The organism is Gramella sp. MT6 (genome assembly GCF_019357415.1).
In the GTDB taxonomy this organism is placed as follows: domain Bacteria; phylum Bacteroidota; class Bacteroidia; order Flavobacteriales; family Flavobacteriaceae; genus Christiangramia.
On record NZ_CP048410.1, the window covers coordinates 2,329,277 to 2,355,965 of the forward strand.

The 26,689-nt window shown below is 39.2% G+C and carries 16 protein-coding genes; 10 read left to right on the forward strand and 6 right to left on the reverse strand.

The features are described from left to right. Positions 1-4 precede the first annotated feature (4 nt). The 6 genes from G3I01_RS10510 to G3I01_RS10535 form a co-directional block, all read right to left on the reverse strand. On the reverse strand, positions 5-2,560 hold the full coding sequence (locus tag G3I01_RS10510) for an adenosylcobalamin-dependent ribonucleoside-diphosphate reductase (protein WP_219547620.1): 2,556 nt from the start codon (positions 2,558-2,560) through the stop codon (positions 5-7). A 665-nt stretch (positions 2,561-3,225) separates the two neighbouring features. Then, positions 3,226-3,939, reverse strand: coding sequence for a hypothetical protein (locus G3I01_RS10515; protein WP_219547622.1), 714 nt, complete (start codon positions 3,937-3,939; stop codon positions 3,226-3,228). A gap of 3 nt (positions 3,940-3,942) precedes the next feature. Next, on the reverse strand, positions 3,943-7,311 hold the full coding sequence (locus G3I01_RS10520; protein WP_219547624.1) for an alpha-amylase family glycosyl hydrolase: 3,369 nt from the start codon (positions 7,309-7,311) through the stop codon (positions 3,943-3,945). 60 nt (positions 7,312-7,371) lie between these two features. Then, positions 7,372-8,514 carry a SusF/SusE family outer membrane protein gene (locus G3I01_RS10525; RefSeq protein ID WP_219547626.1) on the reverse strand — a complete coding sequence of 381 codons (1,143 nt, stop codon included), beginning with the start codon at positions 8,512-8,514 and terminating at the stop codon, positions 7,372-7,374. Positions 8,515-8,527: 13 nt separating this feature from the next. Further along, a complete protein-coding gene (locus tag G3I01_RS10530; RefSeq protein ID WP_219547628.1) occupies positions 8,528-10,153 on the reverse strand; it encodes a RagB/SusD family nutrient uptake outer membrane protein in 1,626 nt (541 codons plus the stop codon). A gap of 9 nt (positions 10,154-10,162) precedes the next feature. After that, complete coding sequence (locus tag G3I01_RS10535) at positions 10,163-13,078, reverse strand: TonB-dependent receptor (RefSeq protein ID WP_257710563.1); 2,916 nt, start codon at positions 13,076-13,078, stop codon at positions 10,163-10,165. 223 nt (positions 13,079-13,301) lie between these two features. Between G3I01_RS10535 and G3I01_RS10540 the strand changes: the two genes are divergently transcribed. The 10 genes from G3I01_RS10540 to G3I01_RS10585 all read left to right on the forward strand — a co-directional run bounded on the left by G3I01_RS10540 (position 13,302) and on the right by G3I01_RS10585 (position 26,684). Continuing rightward, the gene (locus tag G3I01_RS10540; RefSeq protein WP_219547630.1) at positions 13,302-14,330 is read left to right on the forward strand and encodes a LacI family DNA-binding transcriptional regulator; all 1,029 of its coding nucleotides are present in this window, start codon (positions 13,302-13,304) and stop codon (positions 14,328-14,330) included. Between the two features lie 127 nt (positions 14,331-14,457). Next, the gene (locus G3I01_RS10545; protein ID WP_219547632.1) at positions 14,458-15,978 is read left to right on the forward strand and encodes an MFS transporter; all 1,521 of its coding nucleotides are present in this window, start codon (positions 14,458-14,460) and stop codon (positions 15,976-15,978) included. Then, positions 15,965-16,624 (forward strand): beta-phosphoglucomutase, encoded by a 660-nt coding sequence (pgmB, locus tag G3I01_RS10550; protein ID WP_219547634.1) that lies wholly within the window; start codon positions 15,965-15,967, stop codon positions 16,622-16,624. The genes G3I01_RS10545 and pgmB overlap by 14 nt, the downstream gene beginning before the upstream one ends. A 5-nt stretch (positions 16,625-16,629) precedes the next feature. Further along, positions 16,630-18,936 carry a glycoside hydrolase family 65 protein gene (locus G3I01_RS10555; protein WP_219547636.1) on the forward strand — a complete coding sequence of 769 codons (2,307 nt, stop codon included), beginning with the start codon at positions 16,630-16,632 and terminating at the stop codon, positions 18,934-18,936. Between the two features lie 54 nt (positions 18,937-18,990). Beyond that, on the forward strand, positions 18,991-20,829 hold the full coding sequence (locus G3I01_RS10560) for a glycoside hydrolase family 13 protein (protein WP_219547638.1): 1,839 nt from the start codon (positions 18,991-18,993) through the stop codon (positions 20,827-20,829). A gap of 28 nt (positions 20,830-20,857) precedes the next feature. Continuing rightward, positions 20,858-22,303 carry an alpha-amylase family glycosyl hydrolase gene (locus G3I01_RS10565; protein WP_219547640.1) on the forward strand — a complete coding sequence of 482 codons (1,446 nt, stop codon included), beginning with the start codon at positions 20,858-20,860 and terminating at the stop codon, positions 22,301-22,303. A 125-nt stretch (positions 22,304-22,428) separates the two neighbouring features. Continuing rightward, positions 22,429-23,415, forward strand: coding sequence for a 6-phosphofructokinase (gene pfkA / locus G3I01_RS10570; protein WP_219547642.1), 987 nt, complete (start codon positions 22,429-22,431; stop codon positions 23,413-23,415). Positions 23,416-23,430: 15 nt separating this feature from the next. After that, positions 23,431-24,429 carry a type I glyceraldehyde-3-phosphate dehydrogenase gene (gene gap / locus G3I01_RS10575; protein ID WP_219547644.1) on the forward strand — a complete coding sequence of 333 codons (999 nt, stop codon included), beginning with the start codon at positions 23,431-23,433 and terminating at the stop codon, positions 24,427-24,429. A gap of 99 nt (positions 24,430-24,528) precedes the next feature. After that, positions 24,529-25,389 (forward strand): BadF/BadG/BcrA/BcrD ATPase family protein, encoded by an 861-nt coding sequence (locus tag G3I01_RS10580; protein WP_219547646.1) that lies wholly within the window; start codon positions 24,529-24,531, stop codon positions 25,387-25,389. Between the two features lie 152 nt (positions 25,390-25,541). After that, positions 25,542-26,684, forward strand: a complete 1,143-nt coding sequence (locus G3I01_RS10585; RefSeq protein ID WP_219547648.1) for a HAMP domain-containing sensor histidine kinase — start codon at positions 25,542-25,544, stop codon at positions 26,682-26,684. Positions 26,685-26,689: the final 5 nt, after the last annotated feature.

The following is a 26,689-nucleotide window of genomic DNA, read 5'->3' on the forward strand; positions in this document are numbered from 1 at the left end:
AAAATTAACCACACTTAGAAGAACCGCAGTCCTTGCAGGTTAAGCATCCTTCCTGGTATATCAGATTTGAGGAATTACAATTGCTGCACTTTTCCTTTTTGGCAACAGTACCGTCAGCGATATAACGCTTAAGAGCTCTTACCACACCATTCTTCCAGGTATTGATAGATTCGCTATCAAGTTGAAGGCTATTAATTAGGTCAACCACATTGTCTATAGACATTCCGTGACGAAGTGTACTGGAGATCAGTTTCGCGTAGTTCCAGAATTCCGGATTGAACTTATGGGAAAGACCTTCAATAGTCGTTTTATATCCCCGTTTGTTCTCATACTGGAAATCGTAACGGGAAGATCCGTCTTCATTTCTAGCTTTGATGATATAACCTTCGGTTACCCATCTTGGGATAAGTATACCTTCCTCATCATCGGCAAAACCGGTGAAGATCTCGTAAGGTCTTCCGTCTACAAGACCAATAAAGGCGATCCATTTGTCTTTATTGTTCTGGAAACGTACTACATCTGCAGTTAGGACCTCTGGTCTTTTTAATGGGAAATTACCAGCTGTAGTTTCAGTTTCTTCTTCTTTTTTCTCTTCGTTAGAAATAAGAACTCCAGAACGTGAACCGTCACGATATACGGTTACTCCTTTACATCCAGCTTCCCATGCTTCCAGGTATAATTTTCCTACCAGCTCTTCATCAACATCATTAGGAAGGTTGATGGTTACACTAATAGAGTGATCTATCCATTTTTGAACAGCTCCCTGCATTTTCACCTTGCTCAACCAATCCACATCGTTAGAAGTCGCCTGGTAGTAAGGAGATAATTTAACCAGTCTATCAAGATCTTCCTGAGTATAATTCTTATCGATCTCATGACCATTTGCTTTCATCCACTCCTTGAAACGGTGGTGGAAAACCACATATTCTTCCCATGAATCTCCAACTTCATCTACAAAATCTACTCTTGCATCTTTATCGTTAGGATTCACTTTTCTTCTTCTCTTATAAACTGGAAGGAAAACCGGCTCGATACCAGAAGTTGTCTGGGTCATTAAACTTGTAGTTCCGGTAGGAGCGATGGTTAGAAGAGCAATATTTCTTCTACCATATTCCAGCATATCATAATAAAGCTTTTCATCAGCTTCTTTAAGTCTCAGGATAAATGGGTTGTCTTTTTCTCTTTCTGAATCGAAAATAGAAAATGCACCTCTTTCTTTAGCAGTATCTACAGAAGCCCTGTAAGCAGCTAAAGCAATATTCTTGTGGATATCTACAGAAAAGTCTATTCCTTCCTTGCTACCGTATTTAATACCAAGACCTGCCAGCATATCACCTTCAGCAGTGATACCTATTCCGGTTCTACGACCTTCATAAGCCTTTTGACGGATATTCAACCATAAGTTCTTTTCTACTGCTTTGATCTCATCACTCTCTGGGTCTGAATCGATCTTGGCGAGGATGTTATCGATCTTCTCAAGTTCAAGATCAATGATATCATCCATTATTCTCTGTGCCGCAGCAACGTGCTTCTTAAATAGATCAAAGTTGAAATGCGCTTTATCTGTAAATGCCTCCTCTACATAAGAAAATAAGTTGATGGCAAGTAAACGACAGGAGTCATAAGGACAAAGCGGGATCTCACCACAAGGGTTTGTTGAAACCGTTTTATACCCAAGATCTGCATAACAATCTGGTACAGACTCGTTAATAACCGTATCCCAGAAAAGGATTCCTGGCTCAGCAGATTTCCATGCGTTATGAACGATTTTCTTCCAAAGCTTATTCGCTTCTATATCTTTCTGGAATTTAGGCTTCTCGCTAAATACCGGGTATTTTTGAGTGTAATTGCTGTTATTTTTAACAGCCTTCATGAATTCATCATCAATTCTAACCGAAACATTGGCGCCTGTAACTTTCCCCTGTTCCATTTTTGCATCGATAAAATCTTCAGCATCTGGGTGGTTAATAGAAACTGAAAGCATCAAAGCTCCACGTCTTCCATCCTGGGCAACTTCCCTGGTAGAATTTGAATAACGCTCCATAAAAGGAACAATTCCCGTAGAAGTTAAAGCCGAATTCTTTACCGCAGAACTTTTTGGGCGAATGTGAGAAAGGTCATGACCAACCCCACCTCGACGCTTCATTAATTGTACCTGCTCCTGGTCTATCTTCATGATACCACCATAAGAATCTGAATTACCATCATTGCCTATTACGAAACAATTAGAAAGAGAACCCACCTGGTATGGATTTCCTATCCCAGCCATTGGGCTTCCCTGAGGTACGATGTATTTGAAATCTTTGATAAGATCAAAAACTTCATCCTCGCTCATAGGATTCGGATATTTCTTTTCAACTCTTGCGATCTCCTTGGCGATACGTCTGTGCATATCATTTGGAGTAAGTTCGTAGATATTTCCCTGAGAGTCTTTGAGGGCATATTTATTTACCCAAACTCTGGCGGCTAGGTCATCGCCCTTGAAATATTTTAGAGATGCTTCATAAGCCTGTTCCTGGGTATAGGTTTGTGGAACGACTGGTTTTTCTTCTACAGGCATATAAATGAGATTTTTAGGTTAGAATTTCGTTTTACTGCGGTATAAAACTAATCAAAGAAATGAGACTATTAACAAATCGTTTAGAAAAAGTTATCAAGAAAAAACTGTTAATAGACTGATTATCAACAAACTAAAAAATTACTAACAATGGAAAGTTGACAAATAATGAAAATTATAATTTTCATATTTGAAATTGTGTTGGATAGTTCCAATGCAGAAATATTTATGCCCTGGCAAACAGAAAGCGCGAAAATTTCCGAAGAAAATTTTTAAATGGTAGAAAAAAAGAGGCCCCGCTGTGGGCGGAGCCTTCTTTGAATTAACACCTATGAAAATTCAAAAATAAATCTTTATCCTTGATGGTTCTAAGGGGATATCCTACAGGGATATTTTAAAAGAACCGCTCCATTTTCAAGAGGAGGTAGGGTTATATTTTCAGTTACTTATGGTAACGTTTTTTCAAATTTCAACTCCAGAATTATTTTACTCTGAAGAAGGAGCTAATATAGATAATTATTTGTTGCTTCCTGCAAATTGCCAAACTTTTCATAAATAAATTGCATGTTTCAAATTAAGTGAACATTCCAATAGCTTCCTGCATGAACTTCGAATGCAGACAAACAATTTTTTAAACTATAGTGAGGTTCCAGCAGGTTGAAAATAATTTAATTATTCGTTTTAAAAGTAAAGGTGTTACTGGTGGCAGTGTTGTTACCATCACTGGTAATTACTCTCCAGTAATATACTGTATCAGGTTCAACCGAAATTTCCATACTGGTTCCAGATAGATTCTTCCAGGAATCAGGTGGAGTCTGCATACCATCTGTGCTATCTGCATACAATGTGTAGCTCACCGTGTCTCCATCGGGATCCTGAGTGTTCTCCCATTCTATAGTGATCTTACCATTATCTGGAGTAACCGTTGCGCCAGGTGAAGGATAAATGGCCTCTGCAGGGAAGGGTGCAAAATTTGATTCTCCGTCACCCGCAAGGTAAAACTTCCACTGGTTGGATTTTGTAATTGCCGAACCATTATTTCTGGAAGTTACTTCCCATGCATAAGGATGGCCTCTTTGCAGACTTACTTCAGTTTCTGTTGAAGTAAGTCCGGTTTTAGTGGTAATCGACTGGCTATCCAGGTTGGTAATTTTAAGATCATAAAGATCTGTATCTGCTGAAGCTTCCCAGCTAAAATCCACTATTGCTGAATTTCCTGATACTTCTCCCTGTTCACATTCCTTATTATTTTCAGGTAAACTCAAAACGGCTTTGCCTGGTGCATCCACATTGGGATCTGGATTTGGATTGGGTGCGGGATCGCTATCACAGGAAGTGATGAGCAAAATTCCCAGAACGTAAAAAGCTAATAACTTTTTCATCTCTTATTCTTTAATTACTTTAATTGTTTTATCTACCGTTTTTCCTTTTAGGTGAACAATGTAAAGGCCTGAACTTCTTGAGCTTACATCCAGTTCAATTACCCTGTTAGCCGGCACGCTAACCGCTCTCTTACTTAAAAGGTTACCGATTCCGCCAAATAATTCCACACTTATTTCTGAATCTTCTCCTGCCACAAATACCTGAAGAGGACCATTTGTTGGATTTGGGTAATAGGCAACTTCTTCACTCACAAAGATTTCTTCAAAATAAGTTCCCTGGCAGTCCAGGTCTGTATTCACGTGGATACGGTTTGAACCGCTTAGAAGGTCCAGAGTGATCTCAGCCTGATCTGTTACTATAAGTTTTTCATTCAGACTTATGTAATATTTACCTGCTCCATCTAGATGTAGAGTTACCTGATTTCGAGTCTGATTCACTACCGAACTGGTGGAAAGGTTTTCCGGTTCCGTAATACTTGCAGAAAAACATTGTTCAAAATCATTTTCACCGTTTACAGTAAAGCAAATATCATAAGTTCCTGTAGCCAGGCCTTCAAATACCCCGGCAAAATCATTATCACCGTTCAGGGTTAAAGATTCCTGCCCATCAATAGAAACTGAATAGGTATTATCTGGAATGCTGGAACTTACATTAATAGCTCCATTTTCCTCACCATTGCAACTCACACCAACTGCTTCCACGCTAAAAGCATTAGATGGCAGGTTAAACACGGTACAACCTTCAAAATTTACGGTGTCACCGGTGGGAGTGTCAGGACATTTATCGTTAGCATCTGAAACTCCGTCTTCATCGGCATCAGGGAAATTATCGTCTGGAAAAAGCTCCGAAACCTGATCGGCATAGATATGCCATTCTCCAGGTGCAAGGTTCAGGGTCGTAACGGTGGAATTGATCGTTTTCTTTTTGTTGTTATTAAAAAGATCATACCAGACACCGGTTTCCTGAAATTCAACTTCAACAGAAGTGTTGCTAACTCCAAAATTACCAACGATTAGCATTTTTGAGATCTCATTGCTGCCGGCAGCCGTGGTATTTAAATGTATGGTCTTGATACCATTACTATTATTAGCGTCTATTGTAAAATCTTCGGTATTGAAGATAGGTTCAGCATTTCTTAAAGCGATTAGCTTGGAATAATCTTCATACAGGTCTTTACGATCCGGATCCTGGAAATAGTCCCAGCGTATTGGTTTATTCCCAATTCTTCCGTTGTAATCTATAGAAAAATCATAACCGAGTTCACCAAACTGCCAGATCATTTTTGGACCTGGAATGGTGAAGAAAAATGCAGCATTCATACTCATGCGGTCAAGAGCTGTTGGAAGGGATTTTACTGAATAATTTTCAGAAGTATTCCCGTATTCCAGGGCCTTAAACATTAGTCTTTCTTCATCATGACTTTCCATATAGGCTATATTTCGAGGTTCTTCCCAACCGCGATTCTTATAAGAGGCCCAGGAAAAATCAGATTTTCCACCATCATGGTAACCCATGATCGCTTCTCCATAAGATCCCGAAAGGTTACTCCAAAGCATTATTCCCTTACCTTCGTCAAGGCGGTAATTGGCCCATTCAGTTTCTTCGTTATTTCCGCCAAGATGTTCGAAGATCACATATGAATTATCATCAACTGCCCACTGGTAATCTGCGTATTGCTTTAAAAGGGCGACACGATCTGCCTGGTAAGAACCGGTACATCCTTCATCGTTTGCAGTGCAATTCTGAGTAAAACCCTTAGTAAGATCCCATCTGAATCCATCGAACTTAAATTCCTCTATCCAATATTGTACGATACGTTTTACATATTGCTGGGTTCCTTCGTATTGATGATTAAAATCGTTGAAAACATTATATGAATGTCTCGGTGACTGGTTGAAAAATGGATTGTCGCTGGAAGGTGTTCCGCTTGTATCTCCATTCGTACTATTGTATAATCTGAAATAAGGATTTTGGCCAGTGGCATGATTAAAAACGATATCTGCGATCACCGCGATTCCACGCTGGTGGGCTTCATCTATCAGTTTCTTCAACATTTCAGGGGAACCATAATACTTATCGGTTGCCATATGAAAAGAAGGGTTGTATCCCCAGCTTTCGTTGCCGTCAAATTCGTTCACCGGCATTAATTCTATAGCGTTCACGCCAAGATTTTCCAGGTAATCTAATCGATCGATCAGAGCCTGGTAAGAGTGATCTTCATCAAAATCTCTTAATAATAGCTCATAGATCACAAGGTCTTCTTTTGCCGGCTTTTCAAATGAGGAATCTCCCCAGTTATAAGTATCGGTATCAGTCTGAAACCAGGTAACGGCATTAGTGGTTTTTCCGGTAGGGTAGGAAGGTATCCCTGAAAAAGTTTCAGGTTCTATATCCTGATCGTTCCATGGGTCAAGGATCAAATGCGAATAAGGATCTGCTATGGCGATAGAATAATCTACCAGGTACTGGTAAAGGACATCGCTGTTTGCGGTAAGTCCGTCGATTTCGATCCAGAATCTTTCTTTAGCAGGATCATAATTCATAAGGTAATCATTAGAGATCTCCCAGTCGTTAAGAGAACCTATCCAATGCACCACTTCCTTATTTGGTGCATGCAGAACAAAAGTTGCTTTAGTAGGATTTGAAGGATCAAAATTTATCCCGTCTTTCAGACCCGTAGGTAAAGTCACTTCAGGAACATTGGCCGCTGGTGCAGCGTAAAATATTAAGGACTGAACATCTTCACCATTAATAGCTTTCAGGGTTATTTCGCTGTAATCTGTGACCGTAAGAGAATAGTCATAATTCTTAGATAGGGTAGTGGTGGAATTTACCAGGTTCCCATTAACAGAAAGTTCGAAAAGTGCATCTATGCTTGATGTAGCTGAAATAGCTAAGGAATTACTGTTTTCTAATAAAGTAAAATTGGATGTTGGAGAATTAATGTTCAACTCAAAAGTACCTACATCTTTAGTAAAATCCTGAGTTTTTTTATCGCCGGTACCATCTTTGGCCTTTACCAAAAAACCAATTCTGGTGATGCCGGTACGACCAAAAAAATCAGAGACTTTAAAAGTGATACTTAGGTCTCCATTATCTTCAATTAGCTTATGCGCTTCATTAGAATTATCCCAACTGCCATTATTTGGAGCATCTTGTAGCACATCTGCATTATTGTAACTCCAGGCCCATAAATAGGCATCGGTTACACCCCATTGGCTAAGATCAATGTCTGAAAAGGTTAATGTTACGGTGTCATTTTCACCGAAAGGATCGGGGTTTACTTCCACAGTTGCCTCCTGAACCTGGGCATTTGCCATTTGAATAAGGCTGAGTGTGAAAACCCAAAAAACCAGTAGTTTATTTTTCATATTGATTTCTTTTAATAAAAAAGGGGCTATTATTAGATAGCCCCTTTATAAATACTAATCTTAATTTTTGGTCAATGTATATGTATACATTCTAGGATTGCTTAGATCCAGAGTGATGGTATAGTTTCCATCTTCTGGAACCCCTATGTTATCACCGCCAAATTCCATAGTACCATCTGCACCTGTATCACCAATGTTGATATCCCAGGCATCGTTAGCACGGAATTTAATTCCATTATCTGGAGCAACCTGAGCGGTAAGGTCCAGGGTTAATGTCCAAACCTTATTTTCGGCATCGTAGGTCATATCTGTATCAGAATCCCATCCGGTTGGAGTTGCATTACCAATTATTCCCCAGTTAGTTTCGGTTAAAGAATAAGTAAGGGCCTCTGTATCTGCTTTCACCCAGAAATATCCACCTGTACCGTCGGGAGTTCCTGCGTTCACTTCACCATCCTGTAGTAAAGTCTCTGTATAAGCACCATTTTCGGCACCTGCATCACCATAATCTCCGTCCCATCCTGTGTTTTGCGGAAGGAATTTATATTCAGGAGCATCTACGTTCATATAAACGAAACCTTCGTAATCTGTCTCACCTTCTGCTGAAGCAGCAAGTGGTACACCTGCTTCCGGACTCCAGTCTGAAGTATAACCACTGGCTGCACCAAAGTTCCCGGTAACATATATTTTAGGAAGTTCAGCTTCTGCCTCTTCTTCAGCTTCAGGAAGAGTTACATTCACAGTGATCACATCTGAAAATTGCTCAACCGCGTTTGCGCCGCCGTCTCCAACGAATGCACGAACCTGGAAATTCAGGGTTCCGGTATTCGGAGCTTCAGTTTCAGGATCGTTATCCAGACCAGCATCTGCAGCAAGGCTTAACATCTGGCTTACCGTAACGGCTGCATTAGTCAATTCTCCTTCAGAAATTGGATCTGTATAATCAAAGGTCATATCTGCAGACCCTGCCAATTGATAAGTTACTGGTGTCTGAACATCAAAATCTACCGGATTCCAAACAAATCTTTCGGCTAAATTATCACCATTAGCGGCTTTTAGATCATAGTTATCTGCAGCAGTATTTGTAAATGCCAAACCTACCGGGTCTGGTTTTGCCACAAAAGTGAATGAATCATCTTCGGTACACGAATTAAGACTGATTAGCCCAATTAATGCGAATAATAAAAAACTTACTTTTTTCATTTTGAATAATATTTTAATAACCTGGGTTTTGAGTTAGATTTGGATTTACTGAAATAAGATTGCTTGGAAGCGGGAATAACCTTCTGAATTCTGCAACGGCCATTCCACCTCGTGTACCACCCTTAAATGGCCACAGGTAACTTCCTGATGTGAATAAATTGAAACGGATTAGATCTGTTCTTCTTTGTCCTTCCCAGTATAATTCTCTAGCGCGTTCGCTAAGAATAAAATCCAGGGATAGGTCTGAACTGCTAATATTTCCGGAATTATCACCAAAAGCTCTTTGTCTTAGTTCATTGATATAAACAGTTGCGGTTGCTAGGTCTCCACCAGTGCCACCTCTTAATACAGCTTCAGTATAATTCAAGTAAACTTCGGCAAGACGAATAATAGGTAGATCTGTATCCACGAAATCTCCTCCTTCATCGCTACCGGCATTCCCTTCTGAATCTACATTTTTGAATTTGGTCACGGCGTAACCATCTGTAAAGGTATTTGCAATGGTATTGATCTCGAAGCTCTGTCCATCTGTATAGAACATAGCTCTTTCATCTGCCCATTCAATTGGATTACCATCATCATCTGTTGCAGTAACCGCGTAATCAAATTGATTAACCAGTGCTTTGGTAGTTCTTATTCCTGCCCAACCACCATTCACACCGAATAAACTGGCATCCATACTTCCTCCAATAGAAGCGTGAACAAGGAATGTGGTACCACCATAGGTCTTAGACTGATTTCCGTCGAAATTCAACGCGAAAATAAACTCATTCTGTGCACCATTGCTGTTGTTGTCTGCAAGGAACAATTCGTCATAAGCAGATCCATTACCATTGGCATCTGTGGTGTTGATAGAATATGTTGAATTTATCGCCTGCTTAGAAAAGGTAACAGCTTCGGTATACATTGGTTCACCAATCCAGGATTCAGCATTCAGGTACAACTTAGATAAAAGTGCCCAAGAGGCTACTTTATCTACACGACCGTATTCATTAGCTCCACTATCTTTAAGATTATCCTGGATAGCAAGCAATTCAGCCTCTACGAAGTCAAAGATCTCTCTTCTTGTGCTCTGCTCAGGTAGCTCTGTAGAAACTTCCTGTACCAAAGGAACATCTGCATAGAAATCCATTAGGTTGTAATAAGCAAAGGCTCTAAGGAATCTTGCTTCAGCAATATAAGCCGCCACTTCTGGATCTTCATTTAAAGCTTCAGCATTAGAGATGAACGAATTACAGAATGATACTTCCTGTGCCAGCCTGTAATACATACCGGTGGTAAAGTCATTCGAAGCACCCCAGTCCATCGCATGAAGGTTAGGAAGACCAGGGTCTCCCCATCCAACTACAGCATTATCTGTAGTAAGTTCATTAAGACTGTACAATAATCTCGAATATTGCGAGGTACCTTCATCGATACCTGTGATATCTGCGTCACCAGCCGGACCTTGTTGTCCAGTTAACGCTAAACTAGCGTATAGCTTAGCCAATGCACCTTTAGCTTCCTGAGCATCAACAAATACATTTGTTTCAGTAAAACTATCAGGATCTATAGGATATTGATCTAAATCGTCATGGCAGGCTACAAGGAGACAAGCCGGTACGATCAGGATTAATTTCTTTATAAAATTCATTTTCATACTATTTTTTTAAAAATTAAGATTTGCACCAATAGCGAAAGATCTTGGTCTTGGATAGAAATTGTTATCTATTCCCTGGTTGATTTCAGGATCTAAACCTTCATAATCGGTAATAGTCAATACATTCTGAACAGAACCGTAGATCCTTAAAGAAGATTCGCTAAAGATCTCTGGTAAAGTATAACCCAGCGTAATGTTATCTAACCTGAAAAATGATGCATCCTGAATATAGTAATCGCTTAACAGGTTAGTTTCAGTCGAAGAAACAAAACCGGTATTGTAATAATCTGAATGCAGGTTTCTTAGTACGCTGTTCTCTGTAGCACGCAATTCATAAGATCTACTGGATGCCATGTTGTTGTATGCATAGTTGCCAATATTCGCTCTGGATACTATGGCAAGATCCCAGCTCTTATAATTAAGGTTAGTATTCAGACCCATGATGATATCTGCATAAGGATCCTTATATAGATATTTATCGTCATCATTTATCTGGTTATCTCCGTTCCTGTCTACATAAGCACCTTCGATTGGTCTTCCGGCCTCATCATATACCTGTTTGAAAACCCAGTAGCTAAAAGGAGAATGTCCTTCTTTGTGCAACTGAATAGTGTTACCGGTACCTCCATCAATATCACCTGTTTGTACTTCATCTGGAAGTCTGGTGATCTCATTTTCATTATAACTAATGTTGTAACCAATACTCCATGTGAAATCTTCCGTTTGTACTGGAACTACATTAATTTCAAATTCAACTCCTCGGTTTTCCATATCTCCGATGTTATTGTCTATACCATTAGAGAAATTGGTAAATGGGTCTACAGTTACAAAACTGATAAGATCTTCAGTTTTCTTTAAATAGGCATTTACAGAACCGGAAATTCGGTTGTTGAATAAGCCGTAGTCAAGACCAATGTTATAGGTCTTTCCAACTTCCCATCTTAGGTTTTCATTATATTCTTCCGGACGGTAGGTCTGGTAATACTGGTTTCCAAACTGGTAATTAGCATCAGAGCGGCTACCGGTATATTTTGTAAGGAAATTATAATCTCCAAGCCCGTTAACGTTACCTATCTCTCCATAACCAAGTCTTAATTTAAGTTGATTAATAGCATTTGATCCGGCAAGGAAATTTTCATTGTTTAAATTCCAGGCAAGTGCGAAAGATGGAAAATAACCCCATCTGTCATCAGGGTTCAATTTTGAAGAAGAATCTGCTCTTAAAGTAGCCGTAAATAGGTATCTGTTATCATAGTTATAGTTTAGTCTTCCAAAATACGAAAGAAGTACGCTTCTCCATTTATCTACGAATTCAAAATCAAGACCATCTTCCTGAGCTTCACTATCATAGTTATACCTGTAGTCTTCAAAACTCTGATATGAGTAACCAGCCACTGCATTTACAGAATGAAGGTCGAAATCGGTATCATAAGTTAAATAAGCATCGAACAATTCGTTGGTAGACTCATTGCTGTAAGTAGTGTAAGAACCATTCCAGTCTAAAGATGCCGATGGCATTTGATCTGAAGTGATCACCCTACCGTTACTGTTAGATTTATCTAAACCAACGTTCACGGTAGCCGTAAGGTCAGGGAAGAAATGCAGGTCATAATCTACCTTAGCATTACCAATGAATCTTCTTACTTCTGAAGTATCATCTTTTAAATTGATCTGAGCAACCGGGTTTGTTGGAGCCAGGTTGATCTGAACATTATCTGCATTCAACCAGGTGTAGTATCCCCCAAAAGGTGAGTTTTCATCATAGATTGGGTGTGTTGGATCAAAGCCTACGGCACTTCCAATAGCATCTCTGTTAGCGAAAGTATTTTCGGTATACATACCTCTAGCGTTCAATTCAACCGTAAGATGACTATCAAGGAAAGTAGGTTTAAGGTTCACAGAAGCAGTAGTTCTAGTGAAATTATCACCTCTCAAAATACCATCCTGGTCTGTATAACCTAAAGAAGCACGAACCGGCATAAAATCTGCAATTCTTCCAGTTGTACTAAAGTTGTGTTCAGACCCGAAAGCTTCGTTATAGATCTGCTTCTGCCAGTCTGTATTCTCTGTTCCTAATCTTGCGATAGCTGCATCACTACCTACTTCATTTACTAAAGCTCTGAATTGATCTCCATCTAATACATCTACATAATCTGTAGGAGTATAAAGGATAGAGGAGGTAGAAAAATTAAATCTGAAGTCGTTACCTTTTCCTTTTTTGGTGGTTATCAAAATAACCCCGTTTGCGGCACGAGACCCATAGATAGCGGTAGAAGACGCATCTTTAAGGATGGTCATGCTTTCAATATCATTAGGGTTAATGAAATCTAAAGCGTTTCTTGAACCGCTAACGCCTTCATCTGCTAAAGGAATTCCATCTACCACAATAAGTGGTGAACTGGTAAGGGAAAGTGATCCCTGTCCTCTAATGTTAATGGTTTGACCTTCCCCAGGCGCTCCACCACCGGAAGTTACATTAACACCGGCTACTTTACCTGTGATAAGCTGTCCTGCGGTTTGTACGGGTCCCGGGTTAAAGTCTTCGGTTCCAACCTGGGCTACTGCTCCGGTTGCGTCTTTTTTACTTACAGAACCATAACCTATAACAACCACTTCATCTAATGCAGCCTGATTTTCATCAAGCTGTACATTAATATTAGACTGGCCGTTATAAGGGATCTGTTGAGTAGAAAATCCTAAAAAAGAAAATGATAGTACATCACCTTCAGAAATATTATCGATGGAATAGTTACCATCGAAATCTGTTGTAGTACCGTTGCTGGTACCCTGAACAATTACGTTTACACCAGGAATGGGCATTCCTGTGCCACTTTCGGTCACAGTCCCGCTAACGGTGTTTTGGGCAAAAAAGCTCATTGGTAGCATCAACAGCAAAAACAATGTGCTTTTAAATAAAGTTCTCATAAATTTTCTATTGGTTTTTACTAAAAATTAACCTTATATTTTTACTTCCTGAGGTTAAATGTATGTAAAATGATTACCAATAATCGGGAATTTAGCGCCAGCACTGCGACGAAAACGTTTTCGTGTTGAAAACTTTTTGATGTTAAGGCATTAATAATATAAATATGGTAAATTTGAAGGATTCAAAATCAGACCTACCCTAAATAAAGAATATCGGAACTAAATGAAGCCAAAACTTACCCTAAAGAAAATTGCGAAAGAATTAGATGTTTCTATATCTACAGTTTCAAAAGCTTTGAGAGATAGTCCTGAAATAGGGGAAGAAACGCGCGAAAAGATCAAAGCTTTTGCTAAACATTATAATTATAAACCTAATAATATCGCTCTTAGTCTTAAGAATAGAAAGACCAAGACCATAGGTATTATTATTCCCGAGATCGTTCATCACTTTTTTACCACCGTAATAAGTGGAGTAGAGAAAGTAGCTAATGAAATGGGATATAATGTATTTGTATGCCTTTCAGATAACTCCTTCGATAAAGAAGTACTAAACATGGAAATGCTGGCGAATGGAAGCACAGATGGTTTCATCCTTTCACTCGCTAAGGAGACCATGCAAAAAGGAGACTACCACCATTTAGTTGAAGCCATCAACCAGGGGATGCCTTTGGTATTATTTGATCGAGTGGTTGAGGATATTGCCTGTGACAAGGTGATCATAGATGATGTTACCGGTGGTAAAAAGGCGGTTCAGCATTTAGTTGATATAGGATGCCGCAATATCGCATTGATCTCTACTGTAGACTATGTTAGTGTTGGTAAATTACGTACCAAGGGATATAAAGAGTCGCTGGAAGAGAACGGACTTCCATATAAAGAAGATCTGGTTCTAAAGATCGAAGAGATGGAGGATTCTGAAGCCGAAATAGCCGAATTTTTAAAGGAAAAAGATGTGGATGGAGTATTCGCGGTGAATGAACATTTTGCGATTTCAGCGATCAAAGCGATACAGGAACAGGGGAAAAAAGTACCTGAAGATGTTTCGGTAATTGGATTTACAGACGGGGAGCTTTCCAAAAGGTTTATACCAAGCCTAACTACCGTAAGCCAGCATGGAATGAGAATCGGGGAAGAGTCGGCAAGGTTATTAATAGAGAAGCTTGAGCGTACCCCTTCAGAGGAGGATTATTATAAAACGATCATAGTAGAAACAGGTTTGGTGGTTAGAAATTCAACAAAATCAAAGAAATAGGCGGGGCATTTTAAAAATTATATATATTTGCCTCAGTTGAAATTTATCAGAACTTATATTTTTACTTCCTACCTTGTTTAAGTTTTGATAAGTCATAGTGCTTATCGTGATCATTAAAATTTACGATATGCGTAAACGTACCTTAAGCTTCTGGGAGATCTGGAACATGAGTTTCGGGTTTCTTGGAATTCAGTTTGGATTCGCCTTACAGAATGCCAATACTTCAAGAATATTTGAAACCCTTGGAGCTAGTGTTGAAGAGATCCCGATCTTATGGATTGCCGCGCCGGTAACCGGTTTAGTGGTTCAACCAATTATAGGATATTTTAGTGACCGTACCTGGACCAAATTGGGACGACGGCGGCCTTATTTTCTTATAGGAGCAATTTTATCTTCCATTGCATTATTCATTATGCCTAACTCGCCAACCTTATGGGTGGCCGCGGGTACATTATGGATCATGGATGCTTCTATAAATATCTCTATGGAACCCTTCCGGGCATTTGTGGGAGATAATTTGCCCGACAGGCAAAGGACGCTTGGTTTCGCTATGCAAAGCTTCTTTATTGGAGTGGGAGCAGTAGTAGGATCGTTATTACCATATATGTTCACTAATTGGTTCGGGATAAGCAATACTGCACCAGAAGGGATTATTCCAGATTCGGTAAAATGGTCCTTTTATGTTGGAGGGATTGTTTTCCTTTTAGCCGTTCTATGGACGGTTATAAAATCTAAAGAATATTCCCCGGAAGAACTGGCAGCCTTCGAAAAGGAAAAAATGAAGGATAAACCGGCCCGGGTTGAGGTAGTAGATAAGTCTAAAAACATAAGGAACCAATTCATTGCCGGGGTGGTAATGACCTTGATTGGAGCAATAATTTCATTTTTAATTTACAAAAATGGGCTTACCAAAGAATTATATATACTTTTTGTAGGTCTTATCATTGCAGGTATTCTTTTCATAGTAGTTTCTACCCTGCGTAAAAAACAGGTTCGTAATGGTTTTACCATTATTATCACCGATATGCTAAATATGCCACCGGCTATGAAACAACTGGCCTGGGTGCAATTCTTTTCTTGGTTCGCCTTGTTTTCTATGTGGATCTATACTACACCGGCAGTTACCGGTCATGTTTTCGGAACCAACGATACTACTTCAGAATTATATAACGATGCGGCAGACTGGGTTACCGTGATGTTTACTGTTTATAATGGAGTTGCGGCAGCAGTAGCATTTTTATTGCCGGTGCTGGCCAGGAGAACAAGCAACAAGGTGACTCACTTACTTGCTTTGACCGTGGGTGGTTTAGGGTTAATTTCAGTTTATTTCCTTGGAGATAAAGTTGGCCTGTTACTGGCGATGGTAGGAGTAGGGGTAGCCTGGGCTAGTATTTTATCTATTCCATATGCCATGCTTTCTGGCGCGTTGCCCTCTGCAAAAATGGGTTATTACATGGGAGTTTTTAATTTCTTTATTGTGATCCCACAGATAGTGGCGGCGACCATATTAGGATTTTTAGTGAAAGAACTTTTTAATGGAGAACCAATCTACGCGCTGATCGTAGGTGGTTGTTCCATGATCTTATCAGGACTTTTAACCTTAAGAGTTCAAACAAACAAAAGAATAAATATAGATGAGCAATCATAAAGCATTCATATTCGATCTGGATGGAGTAATAGTAGATACGGCCAAATTTCATTTTCTGGCCTGGAGAAAACTGGCGAATGATCTTGGATTCGATTTTACTGAAGAGCAAAATGAGCAATTAAAAGGAGTAAGCCGGGTAGAATCTTTAAAAAGGATTCTGAAATGGGGTAATATGGAGCTTGCTGAAGATGAGTTTGAAAGGCAAATGGCCATGAAAAATGAAAATTACTTATCTTATGTAGATAAAATGGACGCTAACGAAATCCTTCCCGGAGTTCGTAAGGTGTTGGATTACCTAACCGAAAATAATGTGCCCTTCGCCCTGGGTTCAGCCAGTAAAAATGCAAGGCCAATATTAAAGAAAATAGATCTGTATGATAAATTCGACGCTATAGTTGATGGTACAGATGTGAAGAAGGCAAAGCCCGATCCAGAGGTGTTCTTGATCGCGGCAGATAAATTAAAGACAGATCCACAGGATTGTGTGGTCTTCGAGGATTCGGTAGCCGGAGTTCAGGCTGCCAATATTGGAAAAATGACAAGTGTTGGAATTGGTGATAAAGGAGTGCTAAACGAAGCAGATCATGTATTCCAAGATTTTATCGAGATTAAAATAGAATTTATAGAAAACTTATTGAGAAAATAGAACTAATGAATCAAGATTATATTAAACCTGATGCATGGTCGATCATAGAAGAAGAGTTTGATACGGGCCGAGTAAAATCTTCAGAAAGTTTATTCAGTATAGGTAATGGTGCCATGGGGCAGCGTGCCAATTTCGAAGAGCATTATTCGGGACCAAGTTTCCAGGGAAGTTATATTGGAGGTGTTTTCTATCCAGATAAAACGAAAGTAGGCTGGTGGAAGAACGGTTATCCGGAATATTTCGCGAAAGTACTGAACGCGCCAAACTGGATAGGGATCAATGTTTTTATCAATGATGAGACTTTAGATCTTTATACCTGTAAAGAGGTGAAGAACTTCCGAAGGGAACTGAATATGAAAGAAGGTTTCCTGGCGAGATCTTTTGAAGCTACTTTATCAGGTGGTGCACAGATCGAAGTGAAGGCGGTTCGTTTTCTATCTATAGTAAATGATGAATTAGGTGCCATAAAATATGAAGTGACTCCTTTAAATGCGGATACAAGCGTTCGTTTTGAACCTTACCTTGACGGAAGTATCACCAATACCGATGCTAACTGGGAAGAACGTTTCTGGAAAACACTGGAAGTTAAAACAAATTCAGATCGTGGATATATAGTTTCAAAAACTCTGAAAACCGAGTTTCATGTAGGCACTTATATGCAGTCTGAAATTCTGAAATCAGGAAAAAAAGTTGAGTTGTCTCCTGAAGTTAACACTTCTGAAGATAGCGTGACTTTTTCATATTCAGTAGACGTTGCCAAAGGGGAAACTGCCGGAATCGTAAAATATGCCGGTTATGTGACCGATATGAATCATAAGAGAGCAGATCTTATTCAGGGCGCTTCTCTTGTGCTGGATAAAGCCGTTGAAAAAGGATTCGATAAGCTTAAGAATGAGCAAAAAGAGGCCTGGGCTTCAATCTGGGAAATGGCAGATATCACAATTTCAGGTGATGTTAAGGCGCAACAGGGAATTCGTTTCAATATTTTTCAACTGAACCAGACCTATCTGGGGAAGGATGAAAGACTTAATATTGGTCCAAAAGGATTTACCGGTGAGAAATACGGTGGTAGTACCTATTGGGATACTGAAGCATACTGTATTCCTTTTTATATGGCTACTAAAGATCAGAAAGTTGCCAGAAAACTGCTTGCTTACAGGCATAACCACCTAGAAAAGGCAAAAGAGAATGCTCAGAAATTAGGATTCTCGAATGGTGGTGCGCTTTACCCAATGGTGACCATGAACGGGGAAGAAAGCCACAACGAGTGGGAGATCACTTTCGAAGAGATACACCGTAATGGAGCCATGGTCTTTGCTATTTATAACTATGTTAGATTCACCGGAGATTTTAGTTATATTCCTGAAAAAGGACTGGAAGTAATGATCGCGATCGCCAGGTTCTGGCATCAGCGTGCAAATTTCAGCAAAGCCAAAAACAAATACGTGATACTTGGAGTAACTGGGCCTAACGAATATGAGAATAACGTAAATAATAACTGGTATACCAACTATATCGCCAAGTGGTGTATAGAATATTGTCTGGAGATGATAGACAAGGTAAAGGATGGGCACCAGGAAGATTACACCAGGGTAATGGGACTTACCTCCCTGAATGAAGGTGAGATGGCCAACTGGAGAGAGGTTGCAGAAGGAATGTATTTCCCATATTCTGAAGAACATGGAGTATTCTTGCAACAGGACGGATTCCTTGATAAAGAAATAATCCCGGTCTCAAAGCTGGATAAAAAACAACGTCCTATTAACCAAAAGTGGAGTTGGGACAGGATATTAAGATCTTGCTATATCAAACAGGCAGATGTGCTGCAGGGATTCTATTTCTTTGCTGATCATTTCAGCAAGGAAGAGCTTGAAAAACATTTCGACTTTTATGAACCATTAACCGTTCATGAATCCTCACTTTCTCCATGTGTACATAGTATTCAGGCAGCGTTATTAGGAAGAATGGAGCAGGCTTATGAATTCTATGTGAGAACTTCGAGACTTGATCTTGACGATTACAATAAAGAAGTAGAGGAAGGTTGCCATATTACGAGCATGGCTGGTACCTGGATGAGTATTGTAGAAGGATTTGGCGGAATGCGAGTTGAAAATGACCAGCTTTCGTTCAAGCCTCAAATTCCTGAGCAGTGGGATGCTTATTCCTTTAAGATCAATTTCAGAGACAGGATACTGAAAGTTCACGTTTCTGCTAAGGAAACCAAATTTTCTCTGGAAGGAGAAGAGTCACTGGAAATTCTTGTAAATGGGAAAAAGGTGGAAGTTTCACCCAGCTCTCCAGTTAGTATCTAAAATGAATCAAAGCCTGTTCCTTCCCGGAACGGGCTTTTCTTTTAAAAATCTAAAATGAAAAGACTTTTATACCTACTTGCTTTTATTATGAGTTTTAGTTCTAATGGTCAAATCGAAAAAATCGAACCACCCTTCTGGTGGAGCGATATGAATTTGCCGGAACTACAGATCATGTTCTATGGAAAGGATATTGCTGAATTCAATGTAAGTGCCGATGAACCGGTTATCATTAATAATGTGCGCAGAACCGAAAATCCAAATTACCTTTTTGTCACTATTAATTCGGCCGATCTTAAAGCCGGGGATTATACCTTCAGTTTTAATAAAAAGGGGGAAAGTTCATTTGAACAAGAATATGAATTAAAGAATAGAGAAATGGGTTCGGCGGAAAGAAATGGATTTGATGCCTCAGACGCCATGTACCTGATCATGCCCGATAGATTTGCCAACGGTGATCTCAATAACGATTCTCATCCCGAAATGCAGGAAAAAGCAAACCGTGGAGAACAGGGCGGCCGCCATGGGGGTGACCTTCAGGGAGTGATAGATCAGCTTGATTACCTTGAAGACCTGGGCATCACGGCCTTATGGAGTACACCATTACTTGCAGATGACGATGCGGGTTATTCCTACCATACCTACGCTCAAAGTGATGTATATAAGATAGATCCCAGATATGGTACAAATGAGGATTACCGTAGGCTTGCAGATGAAATGCATAATCGGGACATGAAACTAATTATGGATTATGTAACCAATCACTGGGGAGCAGAGCACTGGATGATCAAAGACCTGCCAACCTATGACTGGATACATCAATTCCCTGGATATGAAAATTCCAATTATCGTATGACCACGCAATACGATCCGCATAGGTCTGGGCGTGATTTTAAATATTGTGTTGATGGATGGTTTACGAGTACGATGCCAGATCTTAATCAGGGAAATCCTCTGGTTCAGAATTACCTCATACAAAATGCGATCTGGTGGATAGAGTATGCTGGTCTGGATGGTTTTAGGGTAGATACTTACTCTTACAATGATAAAGAAGGTATCGCCAAATGGACCAAGGCGATCATGGATGAATATCCTGATTTCAACATTGTTGGAGAGGTTTGGATGCATGATCAGGCACAGATCTCCTACTGGCAAAAGGATAGCGAGATTGGAGCTATACAGAGCTATAATTCTCATTTACCATCGGTGATGGATTTTACATTGCATGATGCGATTAGTTCTATGTTCAATGAAAACGAATCCTCCTGGGATCGCGGAATGATCAAAGCGTACGATAATTTCGTGAATGATTTTTTATATCCTGATATTAATAATCTTCTTGTTTTTGCTGAAAATCATGATACCAATAGATTCAATGAGATCTATGATGGTGATCTGGCCAAATATAAAATGGCTATGAGCCTTATCTTAACTACCCGGGGAATTCCGCAGTTATATTATGGTAGCGAGATAGGAATGCGTGGTGATAAAGGAAAAGGTGATGGGGACATAAGAAGGGATTTTCCTGGCGGTTGGGAAAATGATAAAAATAACGCCTTTACCTCTGAAGGTAGAACCGAAACTCAGGATGCATTTCATTCCTTTACCAAAAAAGTATTGAATTTTAGAAAGAACAATGAAGTATTGCACTTTGGTAAAATGCTGCAATTCCTTCCAGATAACAATGTCTACGTTTATTTCAGATATAATGAGAACGATAGGGTGATGGTAGTTATCAATAATAGCTTAGAAAGCCGGGAACTTGATCTATCCAGGTATGCTGAAGGTTTAAAAGCACACGTTAGTGGGACCGATGTTATTTCAGAAAAAACTATCGAATTAAAGGACAAACTTTCCGTAGAAGGCCAAACCTCTATGATCATTAAATTAATATAACCACATTTAAAATTAAAAAACACACGTTATGAGAAGACTTTTATTAGCCTTTTTAACGGTCTCATTGCTTATTTCCTGTAAGGATGAACCTAAAAAAGATTCAGTGGAGGCCACAGGTGAGGATACTTTAAAACTGGCACCTATAGATAATGAGATTCTGGAATCTGCCGTTATCTACGAAGCAAATATCCGTCAATATTCACCTGAAGGTACTTTCGATGCATTTAGCAAGGATATTCCACAACTTAAAGAATTAGGAGTGAAGGTGATCTGGTTAATGCCGATGTATCCTATTTCAATGAAGAACAGGAAAGCCACCGGTGGCCGGGATGTAGAAGATATTGAAGATCCTGAAGAGCGTAAAAAATATTTGGGAAGTTATTATGCGATCTCAGATTATACGGCTGTGAATCCTGAACATGGGACCATGGAAGATTTTGACGAATTGGTAGAAACTGCACACGAGAACGGAATGTATGTTATCCTGGACTGGGTTGCGAACCATACCGGTTGGGATCACCAGTGGCTTACAGATCATAAGGATTGGTATACCCAAAACGAAAAAGGTGAAGTTGTGGATCCAATTAATGATGAGACCGGAGAATCCTGGGGTTGGACAGATGTTGCCGACCTCAATTTTGACAACCCTGAATTGCGTGAAGCGATGATAGAAGACATGTTATTTTGGGTAAAAGAGCATGACATCGACGGATTTAGAGCAGATGCGGCACATTCGGTTCCTACAGATTTCTGGGAAACAGCGGCAAAGAAGATAAAAGAGGAGAAGCCTGTATTTATGCTGGCTGAAGCTGATAATCCTAAAGATCTTTTTCATAATGCCTTTGATATGGGTTATAACTGGGAAGGTCATCATTTGATGAATAGTATTGCCAAAGGCGAAAAAACTGCGAAAGACTGGGACGATTATATGAAGAAGATAGACACGACTTTTCAGGATGATGATTATCTAATGAATTTTGTCACCAACCACGACGAGAACTCCTGGGCCGGAACGGCTAACGAAAGAATGGGAGAAGCTTCAGAGGCCATGCTTGCTTTAACTTATACACTTCCGGGTATGCCTTTGATCTATAGCGGACAGGAATATGACATGGATAAAAGATTATTGTTTTTTGAAAAAGATACGATCCCGAAAACAAAAGGGAAAGTTTATCCGATTTTAGAAAAACTTGGAGAATTGAAAAATAGTACTGCAGCTCTACATGGAGCAAAGGAAGCCGCGGCATATTCTAATGTTGAAACTTCGGCCGAAGAGAAGGTATTAGCTTTCAAAAGAGAGAAAAATGGATCTGTATTATATTATGTAGCTAATATGACGGCGAAACCTGTTTCGTTTACTGCGGAAATTTCAGGGGATTTTCATGATTATATGAGCAACTCTGAGTTCTCAATTTCTGAAGGAGAGGAAATGCAATTTAAACCCTGGGAGTTTAAAATTTTGATAAATAATTAAATAAACTCATAAATATTTGCAAAAAGCCACTTAATAGTGGCTTTTTTTATTAGTTATTAACCGAAAACGTTTTAGTTTTTTCCGAAATTAGGTAAATGGTTTGAAAGGAGTTAGCTTTGAGCTTAATGGGTGAAAAAATTAAAAACATTGCGGTTTTAACATCAGGAGGAGATGCTCCTGGAATGAATGCTGCAATTAGAGCAGTAGTTCGTGCATGTTCGTTCTATAAACTTGAGTGCACCGGAGTTTACAGAGGTTATCAGGGGCTTATTGAAGCTGATTTCGAAACACTTGATGCTCGCTCTGTGAGAAATATCATCAATAAAGGAGGAACTTTTTTAAAATCTACACGTTCCGAGGAGTTTAAAACCAAAGAAGGAAGAAAAAAGGCTTATGAGAACCTCAAGGCGAACAGCGTTGATGGGCTTGTAGTTATTGGGGGTGATGGTACATTTACCGGAGGGCAGATTTTTAGCCAGGAATTCAATTTCCCTATCGTGGGAATTCCCGCAACCATAGATAACGACATTAATGGTACCGATTATACGCTAGGATATGATACTGCTTTGAATACGGTGGTAGAAGCGATCGATAAGATTCGCGACACTGCCAGTTCACATAACAGGCTTTTCCTTATCGAAGTTATGGGAAGAGATGCTGGTGATATCGCCTTGAATAGCGGTATTGGAGCAGGAGCAGAGGAGATTCTGATCCCGGAAGAAAACCTGGGAGCAGAAAGACTTATTGAGTCTCTACGAAAGAGTAAAAAATCAGGAAAGACTTCCAGTATAATTGTTGTCGCCGAAGGTGAAAAAAGTGGTAAGAACATATTTGAGCTTGCCAGCTATATTGAGGAGAATCTGGACGAATATGAAATTAGAGTTTCAGTTCTTGGTCATATCCAGCGTGGTGGATCACCAAGTTGTTTTGACCGTGTCCTGGCCAGTAAACTGGGTGTAGGCGCTGTAGAAGCTCTTATGGAAAATAAAACTGAAATAATGATAGGGATACATCACCAAAAAGTGGTGCATGTAGACCTGGTTACCGCAATTAAAGGTGACGCGAAAATAGATAAAGAATTAAGAAGGGTGGCAGACATCACTTCTGTATAATTAAAAACCAAAAAAATGAGTACAAAAATTGGAATAAACGGATTTGGGCGAATAGGAAGAATTGCTTTTCGTATTGCCGCTCAAAATGACAATGTTGAGGTAGTAGCTATTAATGATCTTCTGGACGTAGATCACCTGGCTTATTTACTAAAATATGATTCTGTACACGGAAAATATAATGGTACTGTTGAGGTAAAAGATGGAAACCTATTTGTTGACGGGAAAAAGATCAGAGTAACTTCTGAAAAAAATCCTGCAGACCTTAAATGGGGAGATATTAATGCTGAAGTGGTTCTTGATTGTACAGGAATTTTTACAGATAAAGATAATGCTAAAGCACATTTAGATGCAGGAGCAAGAAAAGTAGTTATTTCTGCCCCTTCTAAAACTGCACCGATGTTCGTGATGGGAGTAAACCACCAGGACGTGACTAAAGATGATCATATTGTATCTAACGCATCGTGTACTACCAACTGTCTTGCACCACTTGCAAAAGTGATCGACGATGAGTTTGGATTAGTTGAAGGACTTATGACTACTGTTCATGCTTCTACCTCTACTCAGTTCACCGTAGATTCTCCTTCTAAAAAGAACTTTAGACTGGGAAGAAGCGCTATGGCTAATATTATCCCAAGTTCAACCGGAGCGGCAGTTGCGGTAACTAAGGTAATTCCTTCGCTAAAAGGAAAACTAACAGGTATGGCATTTAGAGTTCCAACTACAGATGTTTCTGTGGTAGATCTTACTGTTCGTACAGAAAAGAGCACATCTTACGATGAAATTAAAGCTGCCTTCAAAAAAGCTTCAGAAGGAGCCTTTAAAGGGGTGATCTCTTATACTGAAGAAGAGGTGGTAAGCCAGGATTTCGTATCAGATGCTCATACATGTAATTTTGATGCCGGAGCGGGAATCGCTTTAAATGATAATTTCTTCAAGCTAATCGCATGGTACGATAACGAGTATGGATACTCGGCTAAACTTGTTGATCTTGCTGCACACGTAGCTACTCTATAATATTTTAAATCTGAAATAAGCACAGTTTTCAACAGATTAAATCGTAAATTTAATCCCTGAATTGTGTTTATTTCTGATTTTAATAAATCATAAGAACAAATGATCTTAATTGCTGATGGAGGTTCCACTAAATGCGACTGGATACTTCTAAATAATGAAGGAGAACAGATTTTCAAAACCAGAACAAAAGGTTTGAATCCTGCGGTTTTTAAGGAACCGGTTCTGGAAGAAAGACTTTCCGAAAATCCGGAGCTTGCAGAAGTGAAAGATAAGGTGGAAAAGGTCCATTTCTATGGTGCCGGTTGCGGTACCCCAACTCCTCGAGAATTATTGAAAAGTATTATCGCTAACTATTTTACCAATGCAGATGAAGTATTGGTGATGGAAGATATGGTGGCAGCAGTATATGCTGCTACTACTGAACCAGGAATCGTTTGTATTCTAGGTACAGGATCTAATAGTTGCTATTATGATGGAGAAAAAATTCATCAGGCGGTAGATTCCCTGGGTTATATTCTAATGGATGAAGCTAGCGGAAACTACTTTGGGAAACGACTTATTCGTGATTATTATTATAAGCGAATGCCTCCTGAAATAGCTGAAAAGTTCGAGGATAAATTCGATCTTAATTCTGATACTATTAAGATGAACCTTTATAGAAAGGAAAATCCTAATACATATCTCGCGCATTTTGCTGAATTCATTTTTACCAATGAGCGCAATGGGTATTTCTATAAACTTTTACATGAAGGTTTAACAGATTTTGTGCATTCAAGAGTTTTATCTTATCCACAGGTTACATCTGTACCGGTTCATTTTATAGGGACTATAGCTTTCTTTAGTGAAGATATTATAAGAGCTGTTCTACAACCTTATGGTATTAAACTTGGTAATATTGTAAGAAGGCCAATAGATGCACTCATTGAATATTATAGACAAAATGTGATTAAAGTTTCCTAATCACTATAAAATATTAGTATTAGAGGCCTGTTTTTAACAGGCCTTTTTTTTGGTATTGTTTTAAGAAAATTTAGTAATCATTTAAGATTTAATAGGTTATAAGCTTTTAAATCGAAAAAATAAGTTAATTTAATTGGCTCTACGCTTATGAAATGACAGTCGCTTCAGAAATATTAAAACGAAATAGTTCTCAGATCATGGAGAATTGGGAGTCTTTGGTGAAAAAAGAAATCCCTGCGTCTAATATTTCAAGCGATCTTGCATTAAGGAATCAATTACCAAATGTTCTGGAAGATATTGCCGATATTATTGATCTCTATGATGAATTTTCGGAATTAGAAAAGAATAAAAAGTATGAGGCTATTCTAAAGAATAGCTATGATCATGGCCGGCACAGGGCTACAACTTCGCATTACACCTTGCAGCAAATCCTCAAGGAATATGTTATTTTTCATAAGGTTCTTACCGAAACACTTGTAAAGAACAAGGTATATACTAAGAAAGTAGGCAATACACTGAAGTATACATTGGAGACCGCTATGCTCACCTCTGCTACCTCATTTAGTGATTCTTTGCAGGAAATGCGGGAAAAACTTATTGGTACCCTTGCCCACGATATTAGAAATCCTATCTCAGCTGCTTATTTCGCTTTAGATGTGATCAATTCCAGTGATGATAAGGAAAGGATAGAAAGTCTTAAAACCATGGGGTTGCGAAGTCTTAAAAAATCTCTGGATCTCGTTGAAGGTCTTCTGGATGCTATCAGTGTTAAGGCCGGTGAGGGAATAACCCTGAACTTTTCTGAAATCGATCTGGTAAGAGAAATAAGGTGGGTTTATAAGGAAGCGTCAGAGATCTATAATAATGAAATCAATTTTGAATGTAAGGAGAAAGAGATCATCGGAATTTTTGATGGCACGGCATTACGACGGGTGGTAGAAAATCTAGTTGCTAATGCTGTCAAATATGGTTCAAGAAATTCGAAGATAGCAATGATGATAGAAAATGCTGTTGACGAGGTTGTTATCAAGGTTCATAACATTGGTAAGCCAATTAATAAAAGCAGCCAGTCTGAGATTTTTGAATTCCTGAATAGGGGATCAAAATCACAAAATTCTGAACTGGCAGGCTGGGGTATGGGCCTCACTTTAGTTAAAAGTGTAGCTTTGGCTCATGGAGGTAAGGTTACTTTAGAAAGCAACAAAGAACAGGGAACTACATTTTCAATTATACTGAAGAAAAATTTTAATCAACCTGGAAAGGTTCGAACAGAACTCAATTATTCACCCAATTAAACTCA

Coding starts and splice junctions, on each gene's coding strand:
- G3I01_RS10510 (WP_219547620.1), bottom strand. CDS start 2,560: ATGCCTGTAGAAGAAAAACCAGTCGTTCCACAAACCTATACCCAGGAA.
- G3I01_RS10515 (WP_219547622.1), bottom strand. CDS start 3,939: ATGAAAAAGTTATTAGCTTTTTACGTTCTGGGAATTTTGCTCATCACT.
- G3I01_RS10520 (WP_219547624.1), bottom strand. CDS start 7,311: ATGAAAAATAAACTACTGGTTTTTTGGGTTTTCACACTCAGCCTTATT.
- G3I01_RS10525 (WP_219547626.1), bottom strand. CDS start 8,514: ATGAAAAAAGTAAGTTTTTTATTATTCGCATTAATTGGGCTAATCAGT.
- G3I01_RS10530 (WP_219547628.1), bottom strand. CDS start 10,153: ATGAAAATGAATTTTATAAAGAAATTAATCCTGATCGTACCGGCTTGT.
- G3I01_RS10535 (WP_257710563.1), bottom strand. CDS start 13,078: ATGAGAACTTTATTTAAAAGCACATTGTTTTTGCTGTTGATGCTACCA.
- G3I01_RS10540 (WP_219547630.1), top strand. CDS start 13,302: ATGAAGCCAAAACTTACCCTAAAGAAAATTGCGAAAGAATTAGATGTT.
- G3I01_RS10545 (WP_219547632.1), top strand. CDS start 14,458: ATGCGTAAACGTACCTTAAGCTTCTGGGAGATCTGGAACATGAGTTTC.
- pgmB (WP_219547634.1), top strand. CDS start 15,965: ATGAGCAATCATAAAGCATTCATATTCGATCTGGATGGAGTAATAGTA.
- G3I01_RS10555 (WP_219547636.1), top strand. CDS start 16,630: ATGAATCAAGATTATATTAAACCTGATGCATGGTCGATCATAGAAGAA.
- G3I01_RS10560 (WP_219547638.1), top strand. CDS start 18,991: ATGAAAAGACTTTTATACCTACTTGCTTTTATTATGAGTTTTAGTTCT.
- G3I01_RS10565 (WP_219547640.1), top strand. CDS start 20,858: ATGAGAAGACTTTTATTAGCCTTTTTAACGGTCTCATTGCTTATTTCC.
- pfkA (WP_219547642.1), top strand. CDS start 22,429: ATGGGTGAAAAAATTAAAAACATTGCGGTTTTAACATCAGGAGGAGAT.
- gap (WP_219547644.1), top strand. CDS start 23,431: ATGAGTACAAAAATTGGAATAAACGGATTTGGGCGAATAGGAAGAATT.
- G3I01_RS10580 (WP_219547646.1), top strand. CDS start 24,529: ATGATCTTAATTGCTGATGGAGGTTCCACTAAATGCGACTGGATACTT.
- G3I01_RS10585 (WP_219547648.1), top strand. CDS start 25,542: ATGACAGTCGCTTCAGAAATATTAAAACGAAATAGTTCTCAGATCATG.